29 protein-coding genes are annotated in these 25,829 nt (G+C 73.3%); 9 read left to right on the top strand and 20 right to left on the bottom strand.

Features of this window, described 5'->3' with window-relative positions:
- Positions 1 to 2 precede the first annotated feature (2 nt).
- Positions 3 to 1,241 (bottom strand): two-component system sensor histidine kinase PhoR, encoded by a 1,239-nt coding sequence (gene phoR, locus ACZ51S_RS29555; RefSeq protein WP_468479202.1) that lies wholly within the window; start codon positions 1,239 to 1,241, stop codon positions 3 to 5.
- Between the two features lie 205 nt (positions 1,242 to 1,446).
- On the opposite strand from phoR, the gene phoU reads away from it, so the two are divergent.
- Together phoU and ACZ51S_RS29545 are read left to right on the top strand one after the other, a co-directional pair.
- Positions 1,447 to 2,124 carry a phosphate signaling complex protein PhoU gene (phoU, locus tag ACZ51S_RS29550; RefSeq protein ID WP_388942457.1) on the top strand — a complete coding sequence of 226 codons (678 nt, stop codon included), beginning with the start codon at positions 1,447 to 1,449 and terminating at the stop codon, positions 2,122 to 2,124.
- 108 nt (positions 2,125 to 2,232) lie between these two features.
- Positions 2,233 to 2,382 carry a hypothetical protein gene (locus tag ACZ51S_RS29545; protein WP_351889844.1) on the top strand — a complete coding sequence of 50 codons (150 nt, stop codon included), beginning with the start codon at positions 2,233 to 2,235 and terminating at the stop codon, positions 2,380 to 2,382.
- Positions 2,383 to 2,449: 67 nt separating this feature from the next.
- On the opposite strand, the gene ACZ51S_RS29540 is transcribed toward ACZ51S_RS29545, so the two are convergent.
- Positions 2,450 to 3,208: a phosphoglyceromutase gene (locus ACZ51S_RS29540; protein WP_388942461.1), complete on the bottom strand. Its 759-nt coding sequence runs from the start codon at positions 3,206 to 3,208 to the stop codon at positions 2,450 to 2,452.
- A gap of 162 nt (positions 3,209 to 3,370) precedes the next feature.
- Between ACZ51S_RS29540 and ACZ51S_RS29535 the strand changes: the two genes are divergently transcribed.
- Positions 3,371 to 4,702 (top strand): MDR family MFS transporter, encoded by a 1,332-nt coding sequence (locus tag ACZ51S_RS29535; protein ID WP_468962473.1) that lies wholly within the window; start codon positions 3,371 to 3,373, stop codon positions 4,700 to 4,702.
- A gap of 732 nt (positions 4,703 to 5,434) precedes the next feature.
- Here ACZ51S_RS29535 and ACZ51S_RS29530 read toward each other — a convergent pair.
- Together ACZ51S_RS29530 and mshA are read right to left on the bottom strand one after the other, a co-directional pair.
- The gene (locus tag ACZ51S_RS29530; RefSeq protein ID WP_388942466.1) at positions 5,435 to 5,926 is read right to left on the bottom strand and encodes a type III secretion system chaperone family protein; all 492 of its coding nucleotides are present in this window, start codon (positions 5,924 to 5,926) and stop codon (positions 5,435 to 5,437) included.
- Entirely contained in the window at positions 5,919 to 7,301 is a 1,383-nt protein-coding gene (mshA, locus tag ACZ51S_RS29525; protein WP_468479204.1) for a D-inositol-3-phosphate glycosyltransferase, read from the bottom strand. Before mshA ends, ACZ51S_RS29530 begins: the two co-directional genes overlap by 8 nt.
- A 222-nt stretch (positions 7,302 to 7,523) precedes the next feature.
- Here mshA and ACZ51S_RS29520 point away from each other — a divergent pair, with 222 nt between their 5' ends.
- The 3 genes from ACZ51S_RS29520 to ACZ51S_RS29510 all read left to right on the top strand — a co-directional run bounded on the left by ACZ51S_RS29520 (position 7,524) and on the right by ACZ51S_RS29510 (position 11,897).
- Positions 7,524 to 8,336 (top strand): class I SAM-dependent methyltransferase, encoded by an 813-nt coding sequence (locus ACZ51S_RS29520; protein WP_468479205.1) that lies wholly within the window; start codon positions 7,524 to 7,526, stop codon positions 8,334 to 8,336.
- A 305-nt stretch (positions 8,337 to 8,641) separates the two neighbouring features.
- Positions 8,642 to 9,754, top strand: coding sequence for a C40 family peptidase (locus ACZ51S_RS29515; RefSeq protein WP_468962471.1), 1,113 nt, complete (start codon positions 8,642 to 8,644; stop codon positions 9,752 to 9,754).
- An 880-nt stretch (positions 9,755 to 10,634) separates the two neighbouring features.
- The gene (locus tag ACZ51S_RS29510; RefSeq protein ID WP_468479206.1) at positions 10,635 to 11,897 is read left to right on the top strand and encodes a PP2C family protein-serine/threonine phosphatase; all 1,263 of its coding nucleotides are present in this window, start codon (positions 10,635 to 10,637) and stop codon (positions 11,895 to 11,897) included.
- Between the two features lie 52 nt (positions 11,898 to 11,949).
- Here ACZ51S_RS29510 and ACZ51S_RS29505 read toward each other — a convergent pair whose 3' ends face one another.
- The 3 genes from ACZ51S_RS29505 to ACZ51S_RS29495 all read right to left on the bottom strand — a co-directional run bounded on the left by ACZ51S_RS29505 (position 11,950) and on the right by ACZ51S_RS29495 (position 13,404).
- On the bottom strand, positions 11,950 to 12,288 hold the full coding sequence (locus tag ACZ51S_RS29505; protein ID WP_388942480.1) for a DUF2516 family protein: 339 nt from the start codon (positions 12,286 to 12,288) through the stop codon (positions 11,950 to 11,952).
- A gap of 115 nt (positions 12,289 to 12,403) precedes the next feature.
- Positions 12,404 to 12,973, bottom strand: coding sequence for a hypothetical protein (locus ACZ51S_RS29500; RefSeq protein WP_468479207.1), 570 nt, complete (start codon positions 12,971 to 12,973; stop codon positions 12,404 to 12,406).
- A 23-nt stretch (positions 12,974 to 12,996) separates the two neighbouring features.
- Complete coding sequence (locus tag ACZ51S_RS29495; protein WP_468479208.1) at positions 12,997 to 13,404, bottom strand: helix-turn-helix domain-containing protein; 408 nt, start codon at positions 13,402 to 13,404, stop codon at positions 12,997 to 12,999.
- A 100-nt stretch (positions 13,405 to 13,504) separates the two neighbouring features.
- Between ACZ51S_RS29495 and ACZ51S_RS29490 the strand changes: the two genes are divergently transcribed.
- Complete coding sequence (locus tag ACZ51S_RS29490) at positions 13,505 to 14,158, top strand: maleylpyruvate isomerase N-terminal domain-containing protein (RefSeq protein WP_468962469.1); 654 nt, start codon at positions 13,505 to 13,507, stop codon at positions 14,156 to 14,158.
- An 88-nt stretch (positions 14,159 to 14,246) separates the two neighbouring features.
- Here ACZ51S_RS29490 and ACZ51S_RS29485 read toward each other — a convergent pair whose 3' ends face one another.
- A complete protein-coding gene (locus tag ACZ51S_RS29485) occupies positions 14,247 to 14,597 on the bottom strand; it encodes a winged helix-turn-helix transcriptional regulator (RefSeq protein WP_468479210.1) in 351 nt (116 codons plus the stop codon).
- 93 nt (positions 14,598 to 14,690) lie between these two features.
- On the opposite strand from ACZ51S_RS29485, the gene ACZ51S_RS29480 reads away from it, so the two are divergent.
- Entirely contained in the window at positions 14,691 to 15,620 is a 930-nt protein-coding gene (locus ACZ51S_RS29480; protein WP_468804222.1) for an NAD(P)-dependent oxidoreductase, read from the top strand.
- Between the two features lie 125 nt (positions 15,621 to 15,745).
- Here the strand turns inward: ACZ51S_RS29480 and ACZ51S_RS29475 are convergent, their stop codons facing one another.
- The 3 genes from ACZ51S_RS29475 to ACZ51S_RS29465 form a co-directional block, all read right to left on the bottom strand.
- Positions 15,746 to 16,564, bottom strand: a complete 819-nt coding sequence (locus ACZ51S_RS29475; RefSeq protein ID WP_468479212.1) for a putative protein N(5)-glutamine methyltransferase — start codon at positions 16,562 to 16,564, stop codon at positions 15,746 to 15,748.
- Positions 16,565 to 16,589: 25 nt separating this feature from the next.
- Positions 16,590 to 17,834: a GNAT family N-acetyltransferase gene (locus ACZ51S_RS29470; RefSeq protein WP_468962466.1), complete on the bottom strand. Its 1,245-nt coding sequence runs from the start codon at positions 17,832 to 17,834 to the stop codon at positions 16,590 to 16,592.
- Positions 17,835 to 17,996: 162 nt separating this feature from the next.
- Positions 17,997 to 18,629 (bottom strand): RsiG family protein, encoded by a 633-nt coding sequence (locus ACZ51S_RS29465; protein WP_468962464.1) that lies wholly within the window; start codon positions 18,627 to 18,629, stop codon positions 17,997 to 17,999.
- 133 nt (positions 18,630 to 18,762) lie between these two features.
- On the opposite strand from ACZ51S_RS29465, the gene dtd reads away from it, so the two are divergent.
- A complete protein-coding gene (gene dtd / locus ACZ51S_RS29460; RefSeq protein ID WP_388942513.1) occupies positions 18,763 to 19,188 on the top strand; it encodes a D-aminoacyl-tRNA deacylase in 426 nt (141 codons plus the stop codon).
- 41 nt (positions 19,189 to 19,229) lie between these two features.
- Here dtd and ygfZ read toward each other — a convergent pair whose 3' ends face one another.
- From ygfZ to ACZ51S_RS29415, 9 genes are all read right to left on the bottom strand, one after another.
- Positions 19,230 to 20,198 (bottom strand): CAF17-like 4Fe-4S cluster assembly/insertion protein YgfZ, encoded by a 969-nt coding sequence (gene ygfZ / locus ACZ51S_RS29455; RefSeq protein WP_388942516.1) that lies wholly within the window; start codon positions 20,196 to 20,198, stop codon positions 19,230 to 19,232.
- Positions 20,199 to 20,218: 20 nt separating this feature from the next.
- Entirely contained in the window at positions 20,219 to 20,659 is a 441-nt protein-coding gene (locus tag ACZ51S_RS29450; protein WP_468479215.1) for a Fur family transcriptional regulator, read from the bottom strand.
- A 78-nt stretch (positions 20,660 to 20,737) separates the two neighbouring features.
- Positions 20,738 to 21,310: a heme-binding beta-barrel domain-containing protein gene (locus ACZ51S_RS29445; protein WP_388942522.1), complete on the bottom strand. Its 573-nt coding sequence runs from the start codon at positions 21,308 to 21,310 to the stop codon at positions 20,738 to 20,740.
- 267 nt (positions 21,311 to 21,577) lie between these two features.
- Positions 21,578 to 22,429, bottom strand: a complete 852-nt coding sequence (locus tag ACZ51S_RS29440) for a hypothetical protein (protein WP_468804214.1) — start codon at positions 22,427 to 22,429, stop codon at positions 21,578 to 21,580.
- A complete protein-coding gene (locus ACZ51S_RS29435; protein WP_468804212.1) occupies positions 22,426 to 23,229 on the bottom strand; it encodes a hypothetical protein in 804 nt (267 codons plus the stop codon). The genes ACZ51S_RS29440 and ACZ51S_RS29435 overlap by 4 nt, the downstream gene beginning before the upstream one ends.
- The gene (locus ACZ51S_RS29430; protein WP_468962462.1) at positions 23,226 to 24,002 is read right to left on the bottom strand and encodes a hypothetical protein; all 777 of its coding nucleotides are present in this window, start codon (positions 24,000 to 24,002) and stop codon (positions 23,226 to 23,228) included. The genes ACZ51S_RS29435 and ACZ51S_RS29430 overlap by 4 nt, the downstream gene beginning before the upstream one ends.
- 142 nt (positions 24,003 to 24,144) lie before the next feature.
- A complete protein-coding gene (locus tag ACZ51S_RS29425) occupies positions 24,145 to 24,408 on the bottom strand; it encodes a DUF3099 domain-containing protein (RefSeq protein WP_468479219.1) in 264 nt (87 codons plus the stop codon).
- 111 nt (positions 24,409 to 24,519) lie between these two features.
- On the bottom strand, positions 24,520 to 24,810 hold the full coding sequence (locus ACZ51S_RS29420; protein WP_007265476.1) for a DUF1416 domain-containing protein: 291 nt from the start codon (positions 24,808 to 24,810) through the stop codon (positions 24,520 to 24,522).
- A gap of 64 nt (positions 24,811 to 24,874) precedes the next feature.
- Positions 24,875 to 25,720 (bottom strand): sulfurtransferase, encoded by an 846-nt coding sequence (locus ACZ51S_RS29415; protein WP_388942538.1) that lies wholly within the window; start codon positions 25,718 to 25,720, stop codon positions 24,875 to 24,877.
- Positions 25,721 to 25,829 lie beyond the last annotated feature (109 nt).

Here is a 25,829-nt window from a genome sequence, read left to right as displayed (position 1 = left end):
GGTCACGGAAGGACCTCCGGGGCAGGGATGACTGGTTCTGGGTCAAGCTGGGGTCTGGCGGGCTCGGGGGCGGTCGCCGGGGCCGGCGCGGCCGCCTCGGGGAGCCGCAGGGTGAACGTGGAGCCCTGGCCCTCGGAGCTCCATACCGACACCTCCCCGCCGTGCGAGGCCGCCACGTGCTTCACGATCGCGAGGCCCAGCCCGGTGCCTCCCGTGGCGCGGGAGCGGGCCGGGTCGACGCGGTAGAAGCGCTCGAAGATGCGCTCGCGGTCCTTCTCCGGGATGCCTATGCCCTGGTCGGTCACGGCTATCTCGATCAAGTCTCCGCCCGGCGCGGTCACCCGGCGCGCCGCGATGCCGACGCGGGTGCGGGCGGGGCTGTAGTTGACGGCGTTCTCCACCAGGTTCCCGAGGGCGGCGGCCAGCTGGCCGCGGTTGCCCCAGACGCGCAGGTCGGCGGTGCCGCCGGCGGCCATGGTGATCTGCTTGGAGGTGGCCGTGTGGCGGCACCGGTCGATGGCCTCCGCCACCAGCGTGTCCACCCGTACGGGCTCGGCGTCCTCCAGCGGGTCGTCGTTCTGCACCCGGGAGAGGTCGATGAGCTCCTGGACGAGGTTGATCAGGCGGGTGGCCTCGATCTGCATGCGGCCCGCGAAGCGGCTGACCGCTTCGGGGTCGTCGGCGGCGTCCATGACCGCCTCGGAGAGCAGGGAGATCGCGCCGACCGGGGTCTTCAGCTCGTGCGAGACGTTCGCGACGAAGTCGCGGCGCACCGCTTCGATGCGGCGGGCCTCGGTGAGGTCCTCGACCAGCAGCAGCACCAGGCGGGAGCCCAGCGGGGCGACCCGGGCCGAGACCGCGAGGGCCTCGCCGCGGCCGGTGCCGCGCCGGGGCAGGTCGAGCTCGATCTGGCGTATCTCGCCGTCCCGGCGGGTGTCGCGGGCCATGTGGAGCATGGGCTCCACGGCCAGCTTGCCGCCGCGGACCAGTCCGAGCGCGTACGCGGCCGAGCTGGCCTTGACCACCGCGTCGCCCTCGTCGAGGACGACGGCGGAGGAGCGGAGCACGGAGAGGACCGTGTCCACTCCGGGCGGGAGCACCGCGTTGATGTCGGGGCGCATGGAGCTCCGGGTGGGGCGGGCCTGGTCGCGCTCGCTCCAGCGGAACGCCAGCATGGCGATGACACCGGTGCAGAGACCGGCGATCGCCGCAGCTGCGGCGACCGCCGCGTTCACGTCCATGGATCCAGGTTAAGCAGGCCCGGGGACACTTCCACAGCCGTCCGGGTGGCACCTCGAACAGTCGTCGCCCAGAGTTCACCCTGACGACGGGGCTGATTCACTTGCGGTGCCGGAGTCGGACGCGTTCGCGTCCGAACGTGTCAACGTGGGGCCGAACGGTCCTCACGAGAGTGGCGAGCAGGCAAGCAGGCAAGAGAGGGACACCATGCGCGACGCGTACCACGAGGAACTGGACTCGATCGGAGAAAGCCTGGTCGAGATGGCCCGGCTCGTCGGTTCCGCGATCGGGCGGGCCACGACCTCCATGCTGGACGCCGACCTGAAGCTCGCGGAGAGCGTCATCGCCGCCGACCAGAAGGTGGACGACCTCCAGCACGACCTGGAGGCGCGCGCCATCGCGCTGCTGGCCCGGCAGCAGCCGGTCGCGACCGACCTGCGGATCGTCGTCACCTCGCTGCGGATGAGCGCCGACCTGGAGCGCTCCGGCGACCTGGCGCAGCACGTGGCGAAGCTGGCGCGGCTGCGGTTCCCGGAGACGGCGGTCCCCCGCGACCTGCACGCGACGATCCTGGAGATGGGCCAGCTGGCGCAGCGCCTGATGGCGAAGGCGGCCGAGGTCATCATCACGAAGGACGTGGACCTCGCGCTCCAGCTGGAGCAGGACGACGACGAGATGGACCAGCTCCACCGCACGCTCTTCCAGCACCTGATGGACGACCGTTGGAAGCACGGCATCGAGACGGCCGTCGACGTGACCCTGCTGGGCCGCTACTACGAGCGGTTCGCGGACCACGCCGTGTCGGTGGCGAAGCGCGTGGTGTACCTGGTGACGGGCGAGCACGCGGACGAGCTCCAGCACCCGACGCCGGCCGAGGGCGCCTGAGCCCCTCCGCGCGGCACGCCCCAATGCGCCGTTGACGCGCCCGTACGGCTGGGCATGAATGAGGCGAAGGCACCACGACTTCCCGTACGCCGCCTGCGAGGAGGCACCATGCCCGAAAGCCCTGTCCCCATCACCCCGGAACAGGAGCAGCCGCCCCGTCCGGAGCCGCTGCGCCTCCCGCTGCTCGCGGCCTGCGGCTGCGGCTCGGGCTGCGGCTGCGGCTGCCAGTCCGGCGCCCCGTGCCAGTGCGGCGGCTGACCCGGCCACCCAGCCATGAGGGCCCCGTCCGACCCGGACGGGGCCCTCACCGTTGTGCGCGTCGGTACTACTTCTTGCCCTGGTTCTTGACGGCCTCGATGGCGGCCGCCGCGGCGGCCGGGTCGAGGTAGGTGCCGCCCGGGTTGAGGGGCTTGAAGTCGGCGTCGAGCTCGTAGGAGAGCGGGATGCCGGTGGGGATGTTCAGGCCCGCGATGTCGGCGTCGGAGATGCCGTCCAGGTGCTTGACCAGGGCGCGGAGGCTGTTGCCGTGGGCGGCGACCAGGACGGTGTGGCCGTCGAGGAGGTCCGGGACGATCGAGTCGTACCAGTACGGCAGCATGCGGACGACGACGTCCTTGAGGCACTCGGTGCGCGGGCGGAGCTCCGGCGGGATCGAGGCGTAGCGCGGGTCGTCGGACTGGGAGAACTCCGTGCCGTCCTCGAGGGCCGGCGGCGGGGTGTCGTAGGAGCGGCGCCACAGCATGAACTGCTCCTCGCCGAACTCGGCGAGCGTCTGGGCCTTGTCCTTGCCCTGGAGGGCGCCGTAGTGGCGCTCGTTCAGGCGCCAGGAGCGGTGGACGGGGATCCAGTGGCGGTCGGCGGCCTCCAGGGCCAGCTGCGCGGTGCGGATCGCGCGCTTCTGGAGGGAGGTGTGCACGACATCGGGGAGCAGGCCGGCGTCCTTGAGCAGCTCACCGCCGCGGACCGCCTCCTTCTCGCCCTTTTCGTTGAGGTTGACGTCCACCCAGCCGGTGAACAGGTTCTTCGCGTTCCATTCGCTCTCGCCGTGGCGGAGGAGGATCAGCTTGTACGGTGCGTCGGCCATGCGTACGAGCCTAGTGGACGCCGCGGGGCGCCCGCGCGCGGTCCCGGGGGCTCCTGAGGCGGCCTCCGATTGACTGGCGGCGTCAATTCAGTGGACTCCGGCGGACCCCGTTCGTAATGTGCCAGTGGTTCAAGTGGTACTTACATCATCGGGGGAATCCATATGTCAGCTGCCCGTTGGGCACGGGCCGCCAGGGAGAGCGTCTCGGGTCTGCCGCCCGCGTTCTGGTGGCTGTGGGCCAGCACGCTGGTGAACCGGCTCGGGGCCTTCGTCGCGACGTTCATGACCTTGTACCTGACCCTGGACCGGGGCTACTCGGCCTCCTTCGCGGGGCTCGTGGTCGCCCTGCACGGGCTGGGCGGGGTGATCTCCTCGCTGGTGGCGGGCGTCATGACCGACCGGCTGGGGCGGCGGCCCACGATGCTGGTGGCGAACGTGTCGACGGGGCTGTCGGTGGCGCTGCTCGGGTTCATGGAGCATCCGGCGGCGATCGCGGCGGTGGCGGGGCTGGTCGGGATGGCCTCGAACGCCTCGCGGCCGGCGGTCTCCGCGATGATGGCGGACATCGTCCCGGAACGGGACCGGGTGCGCGCCTTCGCGCTGAACTACTGGGCGATCAACCTGGGCTTCGGGATCAGCTCGGTGGTGGCGGGCGTGGTGGCGGAGTACAGCTACCTGGCCGGCTTCCTGGGCGAGGCGGCGCTGACGCTGCTGTGCGCGGTGCTGGTGTTCGTGAAGCTGCCGGAGTCGCGCCCGGTCAAGGACGCGGGCATCGGCGCGGCGGCGGACGCGGGGCCGGAGATCGGGCTGGGGACGGTGCTGCGGGACGGCCGGTTCATGGCGGTGGTCGGGCTGTCGTTCGTGATCTCGCTGATCTTCACGCAGGGTTCGGTGGGCCTGCCGGTGGCGATGGGCCGGGCGGGCTTCTCGCCCGGGGACTACGGGCTGGTCGTCGCGGTGAACGGGCTGCTGATCGTGCTCCTCCAGATCCCGGTGACGCGGTGGATCGAGCACCGCGACCCGCGCCGGCTGCTGGTGGTCTCGGCGCTGCTGGCGGGGTACGGGTTCGCGATGACGGCCTTCGCGGGCCCGCTGTGGGCGTACGCGCTGACGGTGTGCGTGTGGACGCTGGCGGAGATCGTGAACTCGCCGACGCAGATGGAGCTGGTGGTGCGGCTGTCGCCGAAGCACGGGCGGGGGCGCTACCAGGGGATGTACACGATGTCGTGGGCGGTGGCGGCGCTGGTGGCTCCGCTGATGGCCGGTTTCGTGATCGACCGGTACGGGGCGGGGTGGCTGTGGGCGGCCACGGGCGCACTGGGGACGGTGGCGGCGGCCGGGTACTGGCTGCTGATGCGGGGGCTTTCCAAGGGGGACGGGGGTTCAGGCGGGCACGCGGCTGCGGGCGGGGGCGCGGCCTCTGCCGCCGCCGCGCCGACGACACCTGCGGTGGCGCAGCCCGCCGGCCCGCTGGTGGCCGCCTCCGAGGCGTAGCCGCCGGAAGGCGGGCGCCGGAAGGCGGGCGCCGGAAGGCGGGCGCCGGAAGGCGGGCGCCGGAAGGCGGGCGCCGGAAGGCGGGCGCCGGGGAACGCGGCCGGGCCGGTCGTGCAGGGCTGGTCCCTACCCGCCCTTCCGGCGTTTGCCGGACTACGCCCGGACCCCTCGGCGGGTCTTGGCGCCGCCGCGCCGGCGGCACCTGCCGGGGCGAAGCCCGCCGGCACGGTGCCGTCGCCGAAGGCCGGGCCGCCGGGACGGGGGCCGCGCCCGCGGTGGCGGAGCCCGCGGGCAGGGCGTAGCTGCCGGGAGGCGGGGGCGCCGGGCCGCGTAGCCGCCCGGAGGCGGGGGCGCCGGGCCGCTGGTGAGGGGGCTCGGGCCGTGCGCGCGGCCGGGTTCTGCCCGCCCTTCGGGCGTCCCGGCTGCGGTCGGGCTCCTCCGGGTACCCGCAGGGAGGTGGCCCCGGGGCTCGATCGCCCGACCTGGCGGGCTCAGCGAGCCGGCCCGGGCCGGGGTGCGCTCCCGCCCCGTCGGCGGTCCAGGCGCGGGGGCGCAATCGCCGTGTCGTAGCCGCGCCGGCGTCCGAGGCGGGAACGGTGGAAGGGCGGGTAGGGGACGGCCCCGCGCAGCGGCACCCGCGCCCGTACCCGCATACACCCGTCGGCCCCGCCCCGCGGCCGGAGGCCCGGGCCGCCGCACCGCGCCGCACCGCACCGCGCATGCGGGGAGGCGTCAGGACGGGGACGGCTGGGTCAGGTGTTTGAAGGCGTCCAGGTTGCGGGTCGACTCGCCGCGCGAGACGCGCCATTCGTACTCGCGCCGGATCGCGCTCGCGAAGCCCAGCTCCAGCAGGGTGTTGAAGGCGCCGTCCGCCGCCTCCAGGACGGTGCCCAGGAGGCGGTCGAGGTCGTCCGGGGTGATGACCGTCAGCGGGAGCCGGGCCGTGAGGTAGACGTCGCCGAGCGGGTCGACCGCGTACGCCATCCCGTACAGCTTGAGGTTGCGCTCCAGCAGCCAGCGGTGGACCCCGGCCTCGTTCTCGTCGGGGTGGCGGATGACGAAGGCGTTGACCGACAGGGAGTGCCGGCCGATCCGCAGGGAGCAGGTGGTGCTCAGCTTGCGGGTGCCGGGCAGCTGGACGACGTACGAGCCCGGCTCGGGGCTCTCCCAGCTCAGCCCGGCGCCGGCCAGCGTGGACTCGATGATCGCGGCGGTGTCAGCCATGGTGGGAGCGTACGCGACGGCGGTGATCGTGCATGGCCGCGGTGTACACGTCGGCGGTGCCGCTGGCGGCGGTGTCCCAGCCGAAGAACTGCGCGTGCCGCGCCGCCTCGGCGCCCATGCGGTCGGCGAGCCCGGGGTCGTCGACGAAGCGCCGCAGCTCGCGGGCGTAGTCCACCGGGTCGTGTCCGGGTACGAGGATCCCCGTCACCCCGTCGTTGACGGCGACGGGCAGGCCGCCGACCTCGGCGGCGAGGACCGGCGTACCGGCGGCCTGCGCTTCGATGGCGACGAGGCCGAAGGACTCGTTGTAGGACGGCATGACCAGCACGGACGCGGCGCGGAACCAGTCGGCGAGCCGGTCCTGGGCCACGGGCGGGTGGAAGTGGACGAGGTCGGCGATGCCGAGCTTCGCGGCGAGCTTCTGCAGCCCCTCGGGCTTGGCGAGGCCGCTGCCGCTCGGGCCGCCGACGACGGGGACGAAGAGGCGCCCGCGCAGTGACGGGTCGCGGTCGACCAGCTCGGCGACGGCCCGCAGCAGGACGTCGGGGGCCTTCAGGGGCTGGATGCGGCCCGCGAACAGCGGGATCACGGCGTCCTGCGGCAGGCCGAGGCGGGCGCGGGCGGCGGCGCGGCCGTCGCCGGGGGTGAAACGGTCGAGGTTGACGCCGGGGTGGACGACGGCGACCTTGCCCGGGTCGGCGTCGTAGTGCCGTACGAGCTCCTCGGCCTCTTCGGCGGTGTTCGCGATGAGCCGGTCGGCGGCGGCGACGATCTGCGTCTCGCCGATGACGCGGGCCGCGGGCTCGGGGGTGTCGCCCTCGGCGAGGGCGGCGTTCTTGACCTTGGCCATGGTGTGCATGGCGTGCACCAGCGGTACGCCCCAGCGTTCGGCGGCGAGCCAGCCGACGTGGCCGGACAGCCAGTAGTGGGAGTGCACCAGGTCGTAGTAGCCGGGACGGTGGCCGGCCCAGGCCTGCATGACGCCGTGGGTGAAGGCGCACAGCTGCGCGGGCAGCTCCTCCTTGGCGAGGCCTTCGTAGGGGCCCGCGTCCACGTGCCGTACGAGGACCCCGGGCGCGAGCTCGACCACGGGCGGCAGGCCGCCGGTGGTGGCGCGGGTGAACACCTCGACCTCTATGTTGATCGCGGCGAGGCGCTTGGCGAGCTCGACGATGTAGACGTTCATCCCGCCGGCGTCGCCCGTGCCGGGCTGGTGCAGCGGTGAGGTGTGCACGCTGAGCATGGCCACGCGGCGGGGCTTGCGGTGGTGGCCGACGGCGGGCAGGCGCAGGCGCGGGGCGTCGGGACGGACGCCGCGGGCGGCGGCGATGCGGCCGCTGATGCTGCCGCCGAGACGGGACACGTACTGGCTCAAGGGAGCAGTTCCTCTCGCTCGGACGGCGGCGGACGGTCCGCTGCGCCCCGCTCTGGCGGGCGGGTCGGCAGCGCCGGTGGGGCGGCATGGCTGCGGGAGCGCGGTCGGCGCCCTGCAAGGAGTGCAACCCGGACGGCGGTCCGCCGCATTCCGGGAGCCCGGAAGTTCCTGTCCGTTTGCCGGATTTTTATCTTGACCGTGCCCTCCGCATACGCTCGGCGCATGGTCTCCCGCAGCACTCCGCCGTCCCCGAAGCGCCCCGAGGGCACCGTGACGCGCGGGACGACGAACCCGAACCGGCTGCGCCGCATGGACCGCTGGATCGCCGCCGCGCACGGGGCCGCGCTGCGGCGGGCGGACGCGCCGGTGGCGGTGGACCTGGGGTACGGGGCCGCGCCGTGGACGGCGGTGGAGCTGCTGGCGCGGCTGCGGGAGGCGGCTCCCGGGGTGCGGGTGGTCGGCATCGAGATCGAACCGGCGCGGGTGGCGGGGGCGAAGCCGTACGAACGGGAGGGGCTGAGCTTCCGGCACGGGGGCTTCGAGGTGCCGCTGGAGGGCGGGGAGCGTCCGGCGCTGATCCGCGCGGCGAACGTACTGCGCCAGTACGACGAGGAGCGGGTCGCGGAGGTGTGGCGGCGGCTCTGCGGCCGGCTGGCCCCGGGCGGGCTGCTGGTGGAGGGGACCTGTGACGAGATCGGCCGGCGGCACGTGTGGGTGGCTCTGGGGCCGGAGGGGCCGCGCACGGTGACCTTCGCGACGCGGCTGGGCTCGCTGGAGCGGCCGTCGGACCTGGCGGAACGGCTGCCGAAGGCGCTGATCCACCGGAACGTGCCGGGTGAGCCGGTGTACGCGTTCCTGCGCGACTTCGACCGGGCGTGGGCGGCGGCCGCGCCGTACGCCTCGTACGGGGCGCGGCAGCGGTGGATCCGGACGGCGCGGGCGCTGGCCGCCGACTGGCCGCTGGCGGACGGTCCGGGGCGCTGGCGGCAGGGGGAACTGACGGTGCGCTGGGAGGCGTTGCGCCCGGCGGGGTGAACCTGGCGCGGTGGGGAACCGGCGTCGGAGGCGGTCCGTTGAGTCGGCTGGGACGGTCGGGGGGTGGCCGGTCATGATCGGAGTGGCATCCGGAGGGTGTTGGAATTCACCGAGTCGTGGCACCATCCCGGAGACAGTGCCAAGTTACTGATGGATAGTCAGATCTGATGTCCGGTCCGGTCCGGCCCGATTCGTGCCGTTCTCCGGCAGTCGGCAGTCGGCAGTCCGCCTTCGGCCGTCGGCCGTCGGCCACGGCCGACGGCCGTCCGGTGACATCGGTCTGACACGGGGCGCCTGGGGGAGCCATGGGGACCGTGAAGCGAGCGTCGTCGCGTCGGCAGGGAGTGTCCGCTCTCACGCTGCTGTGCGCCATGGCGATACTGGCGGCCCCGGGCCTCGCCACCACCGCGTACGCGGCTCCGGGCGCGCCCTCGGCCCCGTCGGCCCCCGCCGCACCGGCGGCCCCGGCGCCCGAGCCGGGCGCCAAGTCCCTGGAGCAGGTCCGCAAGGAGATCGAGGACCTGTACCGCCAGGCCGGCAGCGCGACCGACGCGTACAACCTCGCGGAGAGCGAGACCAAGGCGCAGTCCGAGCGGATCGTCCAGGTCGCCAACCTGGTGGTGGCGGGCCAGGACCGGATCTCCTCCCTGAAGGACCGCGCCGGCGCCGCCGCCCGCGCCCAGTACCGCTCGGGCGGACTGCCGCCGGGCGCACGGCTGGCGTTGAGCGACACCCCGGCCGACTTCCTCGACGGGACGGGCCGGTTGCGGCAGGGCGAGAAGGCCACCACGGACCTGCTGTCCGAACTGAACCGCACTCAGACCGACTTGGAGCGGTACGCCAAGGAGGCGGGTGCGCTCTGGCAGAAGATGGAGGACAACAGGGCCAAGAAGGAAGCCGCCAAGAAGCAGATCGAGGAGAAGATCAAGACGGCGGAGGCCCTGGAGAACAGGCTGGAGGCCGAGGAGAAGGCCCGGCTGATCCAGCTGGAACAGGAAGCGCAGTACAAGGCGCAGACGGCATGGCTGTCCTCGGGCGCGATGAAGGACGTCAACGGCGCCGCGACGGACGCGGGCAAGCGGGCCGTGCAGTGGGCCACCGCGCAGATGGGCAAGCCGTACGTCTGGGGCGCGACGGGGCCGGACTCCTTCGACTGCTCCGGCCTGACCTCGCAGGCCTGGCTGGCGGCGGGGCGGGGCATCCCGCGCACCTCGCAGGAGCAGCTGCGGCTGCTGCCGAAGGTCGCGCTGAAGGACATGCGCCCCGGGGACCTGATCATCTACTTCGACGACGCGAGCCACGTCGGCATGTACGTCGGCGACGGCGCGATGGTCCACGCCCCGCGCCCGGGGCGCACGGTGACCATGGCGGGCGCGGGCTCGATGCCGATCAAGGCAGTGGTCCGCCCCGACGCGTAGGCCCTGGCCGGGCGGTGAACCCCCCGGGGCCCAGCGGGCCCGGGACCCCGCGCGCGGCCCGGGGACGCCGGTCGCGGGCGGGGGCCTGGGGGGCGTGCGCCGAGACGGGCGCGAACGCTGATGCGGTACGACTCCTCCCCCGAGTCCGGGGCTCGGCCCTGACCTCCCCCCAGGTGCGGGTGGCGACGCGGGGGCGGCCCGATGGCAAGCCGGCGAACCCTGGCGTCCGTGCCGGCGCGGCCCCGGCCGAGTCTCGCGTCCGAGGCGCGGGCGCGGTGGCGGCGCGCGATCTCCCGCCGGGCCCGGCGGGCCCCCGCCACGCGCGAGCGGGCGCTGGCCCCGACGGGGACGGGCGCTGTAGCGGGCCGTGGGCCGGGGCCCGGTCGCCCGGGGACGGACGCCGACGCGTACGCGGGCTCCGAGGCGGGGACGGGCGCAGTCTCGGACGCGGGCTCCGAGGCAGACGCGAGCGCCGGCACGGGGACGGGCGCCGACGCGGGGAGTGGCACAGTCGCCGGCGCGGGCCGATGGCGGGCGGCCCCCGCACACGCCGACGCGGCCCCGGCAGGGCTCGCGGCGCGGAACCTCCCCCGGGCCTCGGCCCGGACCGGCCCCCCGCCACGCGCGCGAACCGTCGGGTGCGGGCCCGGCCCCACGCGCGGGGGCCGTCCGACGCCGGGCCGGGCCTCGGCGGGGCCGTGCGTACAGCGGTGGCCGCGGAACGTGAGGGGCGGGGTTCCGGGGGGTGGGACGGGGGGCGGCGGGTTCGTGACGTTGGTCATCCCCGCCGCGCGGTTTTCCCCCGCGATAGGGGCATATGACGGCGGCCCTCCCCCGCTCCCATTCCGCTCGCCCGTACCCGCCCGCTAGGGTCAGCCGCATGAGCGCACCCTCGGGGGGAGGCAAGGAACCGGAGACCATGCCCGTACCCGTACCGCGGCAGAGGGACATCCCCGCCACGGACAGCGGCCCCGCCGCCCAGTCGTCACTGACGCTGCTGGTGGTGGAGGACGACCCCGCAGGCGGTCTCACCGTCCCCGAGATCCTCGACGCCGACGGCCACCGGATCCGGATCCGCAGCGCCCGCAACCTCACCGAGGCCGCGCGGCTGCTCACCCCCGACGTGCACTGCGTCCTGCTCGACCTGGCCCTGCCCGGCCCCGGCGAGGACGGCCTCGGCGCCCTGCGCGAGGTGCTCCGTATCGCCCCCGGCCACGCCGTCCTCGTCCTCACCGGCGAGGCCGACGCCGACCGCGCCGCCGAGGCCGTGCGCGTCGGCGCGCAGGACTTCCTCTACCGCGACGAGCTCGACGGACGGCTGCTGAGCCGCGCCATCCGCTACGCCGTGGAGAGAAAGCGGGCCGACATCGCCCAGTACAAGCTCGCAGAATCGAAACTGCGCGCCCAGGAGAACGCCCGCCTCGAACGCGGCCTGCTCCCCACGCCCCTCCTGGAGGGCTCCGACCTCCGCTTCGCCGCCCGCTACCGCCCGGGCCGCAGCCGGGCCCTGCTGGGCGGCGACTTCTACGACACCGTCCGCACCCCCGACGGCACCGTCCACGCCATGATCGGCGACGTCTGCGGCCACGGCCCCGACGAGGCGGCCCTCGGCGTCGAGCTGCGCATCGCCTGGCGCGCGCTGACCCTGGCCGGGCTGTGCGGGGACGACCTGCTCGCCACGCTCCAGGAGGTCCTGGAGGTGGAGCGGCCCTGCGAGGAGATCTTCGCGACGCTGTGCACGGTGGACATCTCCCCGGACGGCCGGCGGGCGGGCCTGTGCCTGGCCGGGCATCCGGCGCCGCTGATATCGAGGCCGGGCGCGCCCGCGCGGCTGCTCCCGTACGAGAACAGCGGCCCGGCGCTCGGTCTGCTCCCCCGGGCCCGCTGGCCGCGCCGCCAGGTCGACCTGGGCGGCAGCTGGAGCCTGATGCTCTACACCGACGGCCTCATCGAGGGACGCGTCGGCGACGGCCGCGAGCGCCTCGGGCAGGACGGCATGGTCGACATGATCAACCGGCACATCGAGCGCGGGCTGAGCGGCGAGGCGCTGCTGGAGGCGTCCGTCACGGAGGCCCGCCGCCTCAACGGCGGCGAGCTCACCGACGACGTCGCCGTGGTCCTGCTCTCCCGCGCGGCGACCTAGTACCGCGACGTACCGCGCCGTACTGCGACCGGCGCGACGCGCCGGTACGGGTTCAGCGGCCGCCGTTGTACGGCCCGTACGGGCCGTCGCTGCTGCTGCCTCCGCGGCGCGGGCCGCCGCCCGAGACCTGCTTGAGGGCGGGGCGCACGTCGACGAGGAACACGATGCTCGCCACCAGGCCCGCGATCTGCAGGAACAGCATCCCGAGGAAGAAGTCCACCAGGACGGTCACCCCGAGGATGACCAGCCAGAAGGTCTTCGTCTGCTTGTCGGCGGCCCGGTACGCGTCCTCGCGCGCCAGCAGCGCCATCACGAAGGCCACGACGGCCAGCGCCAGCATGGCGTAGCCGAGCAACGGGAGCACCCCGTTATCGAACCCCTGCATCAGCATGTCGCGACCGCCTTCTCACATCCGGCACCAGTGACTCCACGCTACCGCCGGAGCCGTCTTCCCGAACGGCAACGAACCGGGCACCCGCCGGGTGCCCGGCCCGCGTTCCGCTCGTTCAGGCCTCTTCGCCGGTCCCGGCGGCGGCCTTCTTGGCCGTGCCGCGGCGCGCGGCGGGCTTCTTCGCCGCGGGCTTCTCCTCCGCGTCGGCCTCCGCGGCGGCTTCCGCCGGGGCCTCCGCGGCGGCTTCCGCCGGGGCGGGTTCGCGCGCGGGCTCGGGCTCCACGGCCCCGGCGATGTCCACGATCTCGTCGGCGACCTCGCCGCGCCAGGCCCGTACGGTCTGCTCGCCGTGCTCGGCGACCTTGTCGTAGGTCTCCTTCGCCCGGACGGCGTACTCGGCGGCCACGCCGACGCCGCGCAGGGCGAGGTCCTGGGCGGTCTCGCCGAGCTTCTTCGGGTCGATCGAGCCGAACACCTCGGTGACCTTGGCGGTGACGGCCTCCTGCACGGCCTTCGGGTCGGTGTTCTTCACGGCCTCGATGCGCGCCGGGGCCTCGGCGCGCAGCTGCTCGATGAGCGCGGGCACCTTCTTGGCCTGCTGGACGGCGAGGTCGGCCGTGCCGGCGGCGAAGTAGAGGGGGGTGGGGTCGGTGAGGGTCTTCTTCAGGTCATCGGCGATGGCCATGTGCGGGTCCTCCCGGATCACAGTCAATTCGTAGGGGGCATCGCGGCGTCGTCGCCGGCGCCCTCGCCGGGAGCCTCTTCGGCCTCCAGCGCGTTCTCCTTGCGGAACGCGTCGTAGATCTGGAGCAGCACCTGCTTCTGCCGCTCGTTGATCGACGGGTCGGAGAGGATGACGGCGCGCGTCTCCACCTCGTCCCGGTCCCGCTCGTCGAGCATCCCGGCCTGCACGTACAGCGTCTCGGCGGAGATCCTCAGCGCCTTGGCCAGTTGCTGGAGGATGTCCGCGCTCGGCTTGCGCAGCCCGCGCTCGATCTGGCTCAGGTACGGATTCGACACCCCCGCCGCGTCGGCGAGCTGCCGCAGCGAGAGCTGGGCCTGCCGCCGCTGCTCGCGGAGGTATTCGCCGAGGTTTCCGACGTTGAGCGATGCCATGTTCCGATCCTGCCGCACCCTGCTAACTATTGCAAGCGCTTGCTAGCAATAGCTCCCACTACTATCCCCGGGGGCGCCCGGCCGGTGCTAGCTTGCGGGCGTGGACCTCTTCTCACCGTCGTGGGCCGCGCTGCGCGCCGCCGTCGCCGGGCTCTCCGACGAGGACTTCGCGCGGCCCTCCGGCTGCCGGGGGTGGCTCGTGCGGGATCTCGTGTGCCACCTCGTCATCGACGCCCAGGACGTCCTGATCACCCTCGCCACCCCCGCCGACGCCGAGCCCACCCGGGACGCGGCGGGTTACTGGGAGGTCGGCGCGGTCCCGGACGGGGAGGACCCGCTGGACGCGCTGACCGTGCGGCTGGCCGCCGCGTACGGGGAACGGTGGCTGCTCGCGTTCCACCTGGACGACGTCGGTTCCGCCGCCGGCCGCGCCGCCGCCCTCGCCGACCCCTCCGCCCGGGTCTCCACCCGCGACCAGGTGCTCACCGCCGGGAACTACCTGTCCGCGTACGTCCTGGAGTGGACGCTGCACCACCTCGACCTGGTCGCGCACCTCCCGCACGCGCCGCGCCCGCCCGCCGAGGGCCTCGCCGCTTCGCGGGCGCTGCTGGAGCGGATCGCCGGGGCGCCCTTCCCGGCGTCGTTCTCCGACGAGGACGCCCTGCTCGTCGGCACCGGCCGGCGCTCCCCCACCGCCGCCGAGGCGGCCGCCCTGGGGGAGCTGGGCGCGCGGCTCCCGCTCGCCCTCGGCTGAGCACCCGCCAGGTACCCACTTTTTTGTGGGTACTTGGCCGAGCGCGGCCGCCGCGCGAAGCTGGTGGGGCGGCCGGGAAGGAAGGGGTTCAGGAAGCCGCGCGGGCAGCGGCGAGCCTCTCCAGCCGCCGATGCCCCCAGTCGGACAGGGTCGCCACCGCCTCGGCGAGTTCCCGGCCGAAGCCGGTCAGGGAGTACTCGGTCTTCAACGGCAGTACGTCGTGCACCTCGCGGTGCACGATCCCGTCGGTCTCCATCTCGCGGAGCGCCTGGGTCAGCACCTTCTCGCTGAGCCCCGGCAGCCGGCGCCGCAGTTCACCCGGACGCTGGGGGCCGTCCTCCAGCAGCCAGAGCAGGGCCGTCTTCCACTTGCCGTCGATCACGGCGATCGCGGCGGTCACTCCGCAGACGTCCGGATCCTGGGCGCGGCTGCGCGTCATTCCCCTGCCCTTCCCTGCGCCGTTTGCGCTGACCTGCGCGTCCTCAGCGCGGTCTCTTACACGTACCAGTCATGTTTTCACGGGAGTTGAGCCATGTCTTCGTCCACCCACCAGCCCACCGTCACCGTACTGGGCCTCGGCCCGATGGGCCGGGCCCTCGCGGGCGCCTTCCTGGACGCCGGTCTGCGCACCACCGTCTGGAACCGCACCCCCGGCCGTGACCGGGACCTCGTCGCGCGGGGTGCGACCGCCGCCCGGTCCGCCGCGGAAGCGGTCGCGGCGAGCGGCCTCACCGTGGTCTGCGTGGTCAACTACGAGGCCGCCGACGCCGTCCTGCGGCCCGACGACGTCACCGCCGCGCTCAAGGGGCGCACCGTCGTCAACCTCACCGCCGACACCCCGGACCGCGCCCGCGAGACCGGCGCCTGGGCGGCCGCGCACGGCATCCGCTACCTCGACGGCGCCATCATGACCCCGGCCACCACCATCGGCTCACCGGACGCGGTGTTCATCCACAGCGGCCCCGAGGACCTCTACCGCGAGCACCGGCCCGTGCTGGAGGCCCTCGGCGGGACCCACACCCACCTCGGGGAGGACATCGGCCGGGCGGCGGCGTACGACATCGCCCTGCTCGACATCTTCTGGACGGCGATGGCGGGCTACGCCCACGCCCTGGCGGTGGCGAAGGCCGAGGGCGTGAGCGCCGGGGAACTGGCCCCGTTCGCCCAGGGCATCGGCGCGATCCTGCCGCCGCTCTTCGCGGAGTTCGCCGCGGACGTGGACAGCGGCGGCTACTCCGGCGAGCTCAACCCGCTGACCTCGGCGGCCTCGTCCATGGCCCACATCATCCACACCTCCGAGGCGCACGGCATCGACGCGGGCCTGATGCGCGCCACCGAGGGCCTGGCCCGCCGGGCCATCGGCCACGGCCACGGCGGCGACGGGTTCATCCGCGTCGCCGAACTCCTCGGCCGGACGGCCGTGCCGGCCCGTGCCGGGGGCACCCCCGGAGAGCAGGGCTGAGGCGGACGCGCGGGACCACCGCCGTCAGGCCTGCCGCCGAGGCCCCGTCCTCGCCCGCGTCGGTGCGGCCGGCCGCGTCCGGGCTTCCCGGACCGCGTCGTCGGCCGCACCGGGCGGGCCGGGCATCAGGCGGCCGGAGCCGGCGCCGGCGCGCGGCCGATGACGGCCGTCGCGTACAGCTCCTCCGAGGTGACCGCCCGCACCTCCAGGCCGCCCCCGGTCAGCGCGGACGCCGTCAGCGGGGCCTGCCGGACGCTCGTCTCGATCAGGAGGTGACCGCCCGGCGCCAGCCACCGCGAGGCCTCCGCCGCGACCCGGCGGTGGACGTCCAGGCCGTCCGAACCCCCGTCGAGGGAAACGAGCGGCTCGTGGTCGCGGGCCTCGGGCGGCATCAGCCCGATCTCCCCCGTCGGCACGTACGGGGCGTTGACCACCAGCACGTCCACCCGCCCCCGCAGCTCCGCCGGGAGCGCCCCGTACAGGTCGCCCTCCCACACCGAGCCCCCGTACGGGGCCACGTTGCGCCGCGCGTACGCCAGCGCCGCCGGATCGATGTCGGCCACGTGCAGCTCGACCCCGCCCGGGACCTGGGCCGCCACCGCCGCGCCGAGGGCACCGACCCCGCAGCACAGGTCCAGCACGACCGCGCCGGGCCGGGCCAGCTCCACCGCCTCCTGCACCAGGAACTCCGTACGCCTGCGCGGTACGAAGGCCCCCGCGCCCACTTCCACGCGCAGCCCGCAGAACTCCGCCCAGCCGACGACGTGCTCCAGGGGTTCGCCGTCCACCCGGCGGGCCACCATGCCCGCCAGGTGGACGTCGTCAGTGGCGGCGGCGGCCAGCAGGCCGGCCTCCTCCTCCGCGAAGACGCAGCCCGCGGCGCGCAGCCGTTCCACGATCGATGTCACGTAGCTCAATCCTCTTGTTCTGCACGGCACCGGCATCCGGGGCCGGTGGTGACGATAGGCCTCAGAAGACGTCCGGGCACCACGGCCGGCGGGCGGTCCGGAATACCGCGTCGGCGAGCACGACCGCGCCCGGCCGCTGCTCCGCGACCCGGCCCAGCGCGGCCAGCCGCACCGCCGACGCGTCGCCCAGGTAGAGGGAGCCCAGCGCGGACACGTCGAGCCGCAGGCCGGCCGGCTCCCCGGTACGGGTGCACGTGCCGGCGCCCGCGTCCAGCCGGTAGCGGCCGCCCGCCGGACCGGTGGCGTCCTCGACGTCCAGGACGAGCACCCCGGGCACGGCGTACGTCCGCGCGCCCAGCGCCCGTACGACGTCCAGCACCCGCACCCACAGGAAGTCGGCGGCCGACACCGGCCGGGCCGCACGCGCGTCGGGCAGCAGCTCCGGCAGCAGGTCGTCGGGGGCGCGGTTGCCGCTGCGGACCTTCAGCACCCAGTCGATGGAGCACAGGAAGTGCCACAGCGCCCGCTCGGCCTGCGGGGTGAGCGCGAGGAAGTCCCGCACCTGGACGGTGTTCAGCGGGGTCTTGGCGTCGGTCCAGTGGTCGTCGGCCTGGTAGGCGGCGAGCCCCGCCACCTCGCCGTCCGCGTCCCGGTACACCGCGAACATCTTCTCCCGGTACGGGCGGTGGGACATCTGCTCCAGGCCGGTCGTCAGGCTCCACCAGCGCTCGTCGCGGTCGACGAGGCCGTGGCGGAAGGCCCGCAGCCGCTCGTGCAGGGCGGGGCCCACGCGCCGCACCTCGGCGGCGTCGACCAGGTCGATCCGGCCGCCGTCGACCGGCGCCGGACGGCCGCGGTCCAGGCCGGTGCGCGCCACGTCGACCTCCCATTCGGCGTGGACGGTCGCGGCGCCGTACCCGTAGCGCCCGTAGATCGGGTACTCGGCGGCGATCAGGGTGGACAGTACGTCGCCCCGCGCCTGGGAGGCGGCCAGTTCGGCCTCCATCATGCGGGTCAGCAGGCCCTTGCGGCGGTGGGTGGGCAGCACGGCCACGTTCGAGACCGCGCTGCACCCGACGGCGGCACCGCCGGGCACGGTCAGTTCCTGGGCGAAGGAGCGGAAGGTGGCGACGCACCGCCCGGTCTCCTTGTCGAAGGCCCCCTGTACGCGCGTCAGGTCGCTGTTCGCGGCGCGCTGGGCCACATCGGATTCCGTGGGGGTGCCCGGCGTCAGGAAGCCCGTGTTCAGCGTGGTGAGCCAGGCGGGGAGTTCGGAGGCGGCGATCGGCCGCACATCAGCGCTCATGACCGGCCACGCTAACCGCCGGGTACCGGCCGGGTCGCCCGAATTTCTCCGCGCCCCCAGCCACGCCCCCAGCGGCGCCCCTGGCCACGCCCTCAGCCGTGCCCCGCGCCGCGGCCCGAGCCGTGCCCCGCGCCGTGCCGCTCCGGGCCCGCGCTCGCCCGGCTACGCCAGCAGGTCGTCCACCTGCGCCTCGCCCTCACGGTAGCGGCGGGTGATCTCCGCGCTGGAGTCGTCCGCCATCCGCTGGAGCTGCTGCCGGCGCCGCGAGACCTGCTGCTCGTAGCGGACCAGCCGGCCCATCGCGTCGTGCAGCTCGCCGTCGGTGCGCGCCTCCAGGTCGGAGAGCTCCACGTCGGACAGCATCTCCGCCGCCAGCAGCCGGTACTCCTCGCTCTGCGGGGTGCCGAGGGTGACGTGCCGGGCGGAGGCGCTGCGGCTGGAAGGGGCGTCGGCGAGGATCTCCGAGAGCCGGTCCACCACCGGCGCCTCGGGGTCCGTACGGCGGGCGAGCTCGGCGCGCAGGATGTCGATGCGGCCCTGCAGGAGTCTGCGTACGTAGCTCAGGTCGGCCTCGTCGCGCTGCGCGTCGCGCCGCAGCGCGCGCAGCTCGGGCAGCCCGAGGGCGGTGGCGGGGGTGGTCGGCCCCAGCGGCTCGCCGGTGCGCTGCGCGGGAGGCCACCCGGCGGGGCCCGCGGCGGGCGCCGGAGCGTGTGACACGGGTGACACGGGTGACACGAGTGGCGCGAGAGACGCGGGTGACTCGGGTGCAGGTGCGGAGGTACCAGAAGTGTTCATGACGTTCGTATCCGTCCCCTCGACCGGTGCTGGTGGCACCGCCTGCGTGCATGGTGCCACTCTCCGTGGTGCGGACGCAGTCCCCGTCCACCCGATCGGCCCCGGACGGGTGCACAGCTGGTACACAGGTGGTATGCGAGCTGTGGTGCAGAGGGTGGACGGCGCGAGCGTCGTCGTGGCCGGCGAGACGGTCGGCGAGATCGTCGGCGAGGGCGTGTGCGTACTGGTGGGGGTGACCCACGACGACACTCCGGAGAAGGCGGAGCTCCTGGCGCGCAAGCTCTGGTCCGTACGGATCCTGGAGGGGGAGAAGTCCTGCAGCGACGTGGACGCGCCGCTGCTGGTGATCTCCCAGTTCACGCTGTACGGGGACGCGCGCAAGGGCCGTCGCCCCACGTGGAACGCGGCCGCGCCCGGACCGGTGGCGGAGCCGCTGGTCGACGAGGTCGTGGCACGGCTGCGGGCGCTGGGCGCGACGGTGGCGACGGGCCGGTTCGGCGCGGACATGCGGGTCTCGCTGACGAACCACGGCCCGTTCACCCTCGTCATCGACATCTGAGCGGCACCTGACCGGCACCTGACCGGCAGGCCCCGGACCCCTTACGGGGCTACGACGACCTCCTGCGCGGCGGCCGTGTTCCCGGCCAGCAGCGGGGCGTCGACCGGAACGTTCCGCTTGACCAGCGCGAGCGCGATCGGGCCGAGCTCGTGGTGGCGCACGGCGGTGGTGACGAAGCCGAGCTGACGCCCGTCCTCCCCGTCCGAGGCGAGCCGTACCGGCGTCCCGTGCGCCGGGAGCAGCACCTCGGAGCCGTCCAGGTGCAGGAAGACCAGGCGGCGCGGGGGCTTGCCCAGGTTGTGGACGCGGGCGACGGTCTCCTGGCCCCGGTAGCAGCCCTTCTGCAGGTGCACGGCGGTGCCGATCCAGCCCAGCTCGTGCGGGATGGTGCGGTGGTCGGTCTCCAGGCCGACGCGCGGCCGGTGGGCCTCGACGCGCAGGGCCTCGTAGGCGAGGAGCCCGGCGGCGGGGCCGTGGGCGGCGGCGAAGGCCTCCAGCTCGGCGCGGGGCAAGAAGACGTCACGGCCGTGCGCGGTCTCGCGTACGACGTGCTCCTTGGCGACCTCGGCGATCGAGCCGGCCGGGAGGTGGACGACGGCGAAGTCGTCGGTGCGGTCGGCGACCTCGACGCGGTAGAAGAACTTCATCGACTCCAGGTAGCCGAGGAGCGCCTCCCGGGTGCCGGGCTCCACGTGCGCCCAGACCGTCTCGCCGTCGTCGACGAGGTAGAGGGCGTGCTCGATGTGCCCGTGGGCGGAGAGGATCAGCGCCTCGGTGGCCCGTCCGGCGGGCAGGTCGCTCATGTGCTGGGTGAGCAGCAGGTGCAGCCAGCTCAGCCGGTCCGCTCCGGTGACGGTGACGACCCCGCGGTGGGAGAGGTCGACGAAGCCGCGGCCGTCGGCGAGGGAGCGCTGTTCGCCGTAGAGCTCTCCGTAGTGGGCGGCGACGCCCTCGTCGATGCCTTCGGCCGCTACGGCGCCGGGGAGATGGAGCAAGGGGCTGCTGGTCATGCCACCAGCCTACGACCCCGCTACGCGGTGCCCGTCTGGCGCCCGGCCGCCGCGCACTTCTTGCACAGCCCGAAGATCGCGAAGTGCTTCATGTCGGTCTCGAACCCGAAGGTGGCGCGCAGCTTCGCGGTGAACTCGTCGGCGATGTCCACGTCGGCCTCGATGACGCCGGTGCATTCGCGGCAGACGAGGTGGATGTGGTGGTGCCGGTCGGCGAGGTGGTAGGTGGGGGCTCCGTGGCCGAGGTGGGCGTGGGAGACCAGTCCGAGCTCCTCCAGGAGCTCCAGGGTCCGGTAGACGGTGGAGATGTTCACCCCGGAGGCGGTCTTGCGGACCTCCACGAGGATCTCGTCGGGGCTGGCGTGCTCCAGGGCGTCGACCGCCTCGAGCACGAGCTGGCGCTGCGGCGTCAGCCGGTAGCCGCGCTGCCGCAGGTCACTCTTCCAGTCGGTGGTCACCACCCGGCCAGTGTAAGCGCGGAAAGGGGACCGCGGTCAGCCCGCGGTCCCCTTTCCCTCTGCCCGTGCCGGGTGCGTCGCTCAGCGGAAGAAGGCGATGCCGTCCTCGGGGAGCTCCGGGAGGTTGCGCGCCATGTCGGCGATCTCCTCCGGGGTGACGACCTTCTTGAGCTGGGCCGACATGTAGGGGCGCAGCTCGACGTCGGGGGTGGCCTTCTCGCCGACCCACATGAGGTCGCTCTTCACGTAGCCGTAGAGGCGCTTGCCGCCGCTGTACGGGCCGGACGCGGCCGTACGCGCCACCGCGTCGGTGACCAGGTCGATCTGGGGCTTCTGGTCGGCGAGCTCGCCGTACCAGACCTCGACGACACCCTGGTCGCGCACCATGACGATCTCGACCTTGCGGTCCTTGTCGATGCGCCAGTAGCCCGACTCGGACTCCAGCGGGCGCACCTTGTTGCCCTCGCCGTCGAGCACCCAGGTGTGGGAGGTGTACTCCAGGAAGTCCCGGCCGTCGTGGCTGAAGACGACTTCCTGGCCGAAGTTGCACTTCTCCTCACCGGGGAAGTCGAAGACGCCCGCGCCTTCCCAGTTGCCGAGGAGGAAGGCGAGGGGGACGAGGCCCGGGTTCAGGTCGGACGGGATCTGGATCATGTTTGGCTGCTCAGGCGATCTGTGGGAGGGGTTCCGGTGCGGTCGGCTGCGCGGACGCTCAGCGCTGACCCTGGTACAGCTTCTTGACGGCCAGGACGGTGAAGGCGAGTACGCCGACGCAGACCAGGACCAGCAGGGAGGTGAAGACTGCCTCAAGCACGGGGTGCTCCTCGGAGGTTTCGGTGCGGGTGGACGGGCCGGTCCCCAAGCCTACTGGCCCGGAGACCGGCGCACGCTGTGAGGTGGGCCGTACCGGCCCCCTCCGGTTCAGCTCAGCAGCTGCTGCTGGAGGATCACGGCCTGGTGGAGCGGGACGGCCCCCGCCGCGCCCTTGCGGGCCTGGAGGATCACGGCCTGGATGTCGCCCGACTGGACGCACCCGACCCTGATCTGCTCGTCGCCGGACGGAGCGGGTTCCTCCAGGACCGTGACGCCGGTGGGGTCGGGGGCTCCCTCGGCGACGCGGGCCTTGCCCCAGGCGTCGTCGGTCTGGATACGGTTGACGCCGTTCAGCGTCATGTCGGGGCCGCAGCCGGTGAAGGTGTCCGCCAACCCGGACGCGTGGAAACGCAGCAGGTAGATGCGGGTGCGGGTGCCGTCCGGTGTGGTCCAGCCGCGGCCCGCTATCTGGCGCAGCCCGTTGTCGGTGAACCCCTGCTTCATCTTCTCGCGCGCGGAGCCCTCGTACTCCTCCAGGAAGGTGTCCACGCCGACCGTCGAGTCCTTCTCCAGCTTCAGGCCGGTGTCCGGGGTGGATCCGAGCGGGGCCGGGAGGAGCAGCTGGGTGAGGCCGGCGAAGTGGATGCCGTCCTCGTTGTCGACGGCGAAGGGCAGCGCCGCGCCGGGGGGCAGGCTGGGCTTGACCAGGGCCGGGTAGGTCCAGCGTCCGTCGTCCCGGGTGGACAGTCCGGGCACGTCGGTGCGCTCGGCCTGGGTGATCCCGTACGCGGTCCCCGCGCCGGCGACGCCGAAGACGAGGACGGCGGCGGTCCAGCGCAGCACGGCGCGCGGGGTTCGGCGGTCGCGGGGGGCGGCGGGGGACGTCGTGGCCGGGTCCGCCGGGGTGTCGGTCGGCGGGGCGTCCGGTACGGGGTCGGCGGTGGTGTGCTGCTCGGTCACGCGGACTCCCCGGGGGACTTCAGGCGGGACAGCTGGTTCTTGAGGAATCCGGTGGCCTCGAGCTTCGAGAACCCTTCTCGCTTGGGCCCGTACGCGCGGAGGTTGACCAGCACGTCGCCCTGGACGGCCACGCAGTAGAGCGAGTCGATTTTCGGGTCCTCCTCCTCGCCCACGGCCAGCAGGGAGCACTTGGCGTCCGGGTAGCCATCCACCTTCGGCGCGTCGCGGTCGTCACCGGTGAGGTCGAGCAGCTTCTTGGAGACCTCGGAGAACGCTCCGACGGCCCGTGAGTCGGCCTGCATGATGCGGATCTCCACGACCATGCTGCCGCTGGTGGCGGCGTAGGTCCGGCCGGCCAGGCCCTTGAGCTTGAGGTCGGCCAGCATGTCGTCGCGCTTCTTGCGCTCCGAGCTGGACAGTCCCTTGCGGGCTTCCTTGAAGCCTTCGACCGCCTTCTCCCCGGAGACGAAGAAGTCGTTCCCGCTGGCGGCGAGGTCCGGCCCCAGCTTGAATTCGGGAGGAATCGGAAGCAGCTTGCCGGAGAGGTCGTTCGGTGGCACCGGTGCGGGGTTCTCGGCCTCGGGTCGATTCCCGTCGTCCGCGGCCCAGTAGGCGGTCGGCGCGGTCCGGTCGGCGTCCGCGAGGACGGAGGACGCCCAGATACCGCCGCCCACGACAAGCGCGGCAGCCAGGGTCCCGGCGATGAGGACGACCCTCTTCCGGCGGCCCGCCACGGGCGCGGGCCCGGCCGCAGCGGTGGTCTGTGGATCTGCCGTCGTCTCGGTCTGCGGCTCGGTCACAGTCGCTCCAGCTGTCGCTTGGCCAGGTCGAGGACAACACCCTCGGGAATCGCGCGGCCACGCTTGTCGAAGTAGTTGAGGTCCAGAACGATGTCTCCCCGGCGGGCGATGGCCCTGCCCTCCCTGTACGGGAGGTATCCGGGCTCAGCGTGGACTTCCGAGGCGACCCAGACGTGTCCCATCTCGGCGGGGACGCCGGGGATAGCCACCCCGTCGTTGCCCGCGTAGCTCTTGTCCGGCAGGTACGAGGCCTGCGTCAGCTGGTACTCGTTCGCGCCGGAGAAGTCGCGGAACTGGATGAGCCGGACCTTCACCAAGACGTCGCCCTCCGTCCAGACACGGGTGGCAAGGCGTCGGAAGCCCTCCTTGACGTAGCCCCGCAGGGCGTAGTCGGGCTTCTCGAAGCTCGCCGAGAAGGAGTCGAGGGTGTCGTAGCCCTCGGATTCGACCTTCGCCCCGGCCGGTGCCTCGATCAGGAGCTTCGTGAGGTCGTCGTCGGTCTTGTGCCAGCGGTTGGCGTTGATCGTCTTCGCCGTCGTCGCGTCGTCCGGCGCCAGCGGCTTCGGGGAGTCCAGCTTCTGCTGCGCCAGGGGCGGCAGGGGCGTGGGCGGGCGGTGGTACTGGACCGCGTAGCCCGTGACGGTGCCGACGGCCGCGCCCAGTGCCAGGGCTGCGGCGAGCAGGGGCCAGGTACGCCCGCGGCGGCGCGGGACGGAACCGGGCGGTACGGGCACGGGCGGAATTACCGCGTCAACCGGCTTTATTTCCGGCATGCCCGGATCCCGGTTTTCGATTTCCAAAATGGGGTCCCCCACAGGACTGGAGCCGCGGGATCGTTCGCCCGCGCACATCCAAGACACCCTGGTGCGGGGACCCGTTGTACGCATCTTTATTACGTTCTTATATAGGCGCGTTCTAGTCCCCCGGGCGCCGTTTTCCGTCCAGTTCGTCCCACCACTCGTCGGACTTGGGATCGCCCGAGGGGTCGTCCCACCAGCGGTCGTCCGGCCCCCGCCGGTTCGCCACCACCGCCGCGACCGGCGGAATGACCATGGCGACCACGCACAGCGCCACCGCCGCCTCGACCGAGAACAGGCGCACGAAGGACCAGGCGGAGACGAAGAGGAAAAGGCATCCGCCCATCAGCAGGAAATAGGCCCGCCGGCGCCGCGCGTACATGTTTCCAGCGTAGGCCCGGACGCGGACGGCGCGAAGGACCGCACCCCGTTCCAGTGGCGTCCAACCCCCTGGGGTGCGGCCCTTCGGCCGGTTCGGCTGTCGGTCCGGGTATCAGACCGCGATGGCGACGTCCGTCACGCCGCCGGCCTCGGCGACCACGACGGCGCGGTCGGCCTGGGCACCCGGGACGAGCGCCCGCAGCGTCCAGGAGCCCGTGGCCGCGTAGAAGCGGAACTGCCCGGTCGCGGAGGTGGGGACCTCGGCGGTGAACTCGCCGGTCGAGTCCAGCAGGCGGACGTAGCCGCTGATGGGCTCACCGTCCTTGGTCACCTGGCCCTGGATCGCGGTCTCACCGGGCTTCAGCGTCGCGAGGTCGGGCCCGCCGATCTGTGCTCCACACATGTTCTCTGTCCTGTCCTGGAGAAGTTCTGCCGCTACGGGGACGGGCGTCGCGTGCCCGGCCGGATTACTTGTTGGGGCCGAGCTCGATCGGCACGCCGACGAGCGAGCCGTACTCGGTCCAGGAGCCGTCGTAGTTCTTGACGTTCTCCTGGCCCAGGAGCTCGTGCAGCACGAACCACGTGAGCGCGGAGCGCTCGCCGATGCGGCAGTAGGCGATGGTGTCCTTCGCCAGGTCGACCTGCTCGGCCTGGTAGAGGGCGGTCAGCTCCTCGTCGGACTTGAAGGTGCCGTCGTCGTTGGCGTTCTTCGACCACGGGATGTTGCGGGCGCTCGGCACGTGGCCGGGGCGCTGCGACTGCTCCTGCGGGAGGTGCGCCGGGGCGAGCAGCTTGCCGGAGAACTCGTCGGGCGAGCGGACGTCGACCAGGTTCAGGGAACCGATCGCGGCGACGACGTCGTCGCGGAAGGCGCGGATCGAGGTGTCCTGCGGCTTGGCCTTGTACTGGGTGGCCGGGCGGTTCGGGACGTCCTTGCCGTCGACCAGGTCGCGGGAGTCGAGCTCCCACTTCTTGCGGCCGCCGTCGAGGAGGCGGACGTCCTGGTGGCCGTAGAGCTTGAAGTACCAGTAGGCGTAGGACGCGAACCAGTTGTTGTTGCCGCCGTAGAGGACGACGGTGTCGTCGTTGGAGATGCCCTTGGCGGAGAGGAGCTTCTCGAAGCCCTCCTGGTCCACGAAGTCACGGCGGACCGGGTCCTGGAGGTCCTGCTTCCAGTCGATCCGGACGGCGTTGGTGATGTGGTTCTTGTCGTACGCGGACGTGTCCTCGTCCACCTCGACGATCACGACGTTGGCGTCGTTCAGGTGGGCCTCGACCCAGTCGGCGTCTACGAGGACGTCGCTGCGGCTCATGGTGTTCTCCTCCGGGGCAGTTGCGGCGGGGCCGTGCTGGGGCTGCTGCGAGCGGGCTGTGCTGGTGCGTGGCGTTCCGGGTGCGGCTCTCCGGCCCTGCGCGGGGAGG

Source organism: Streptomyces sp. NPDC034043, assembly GCF_055575675.1.
This window is presented reverse-complemented; position numbering and strand designations above follow the sequence as displayed.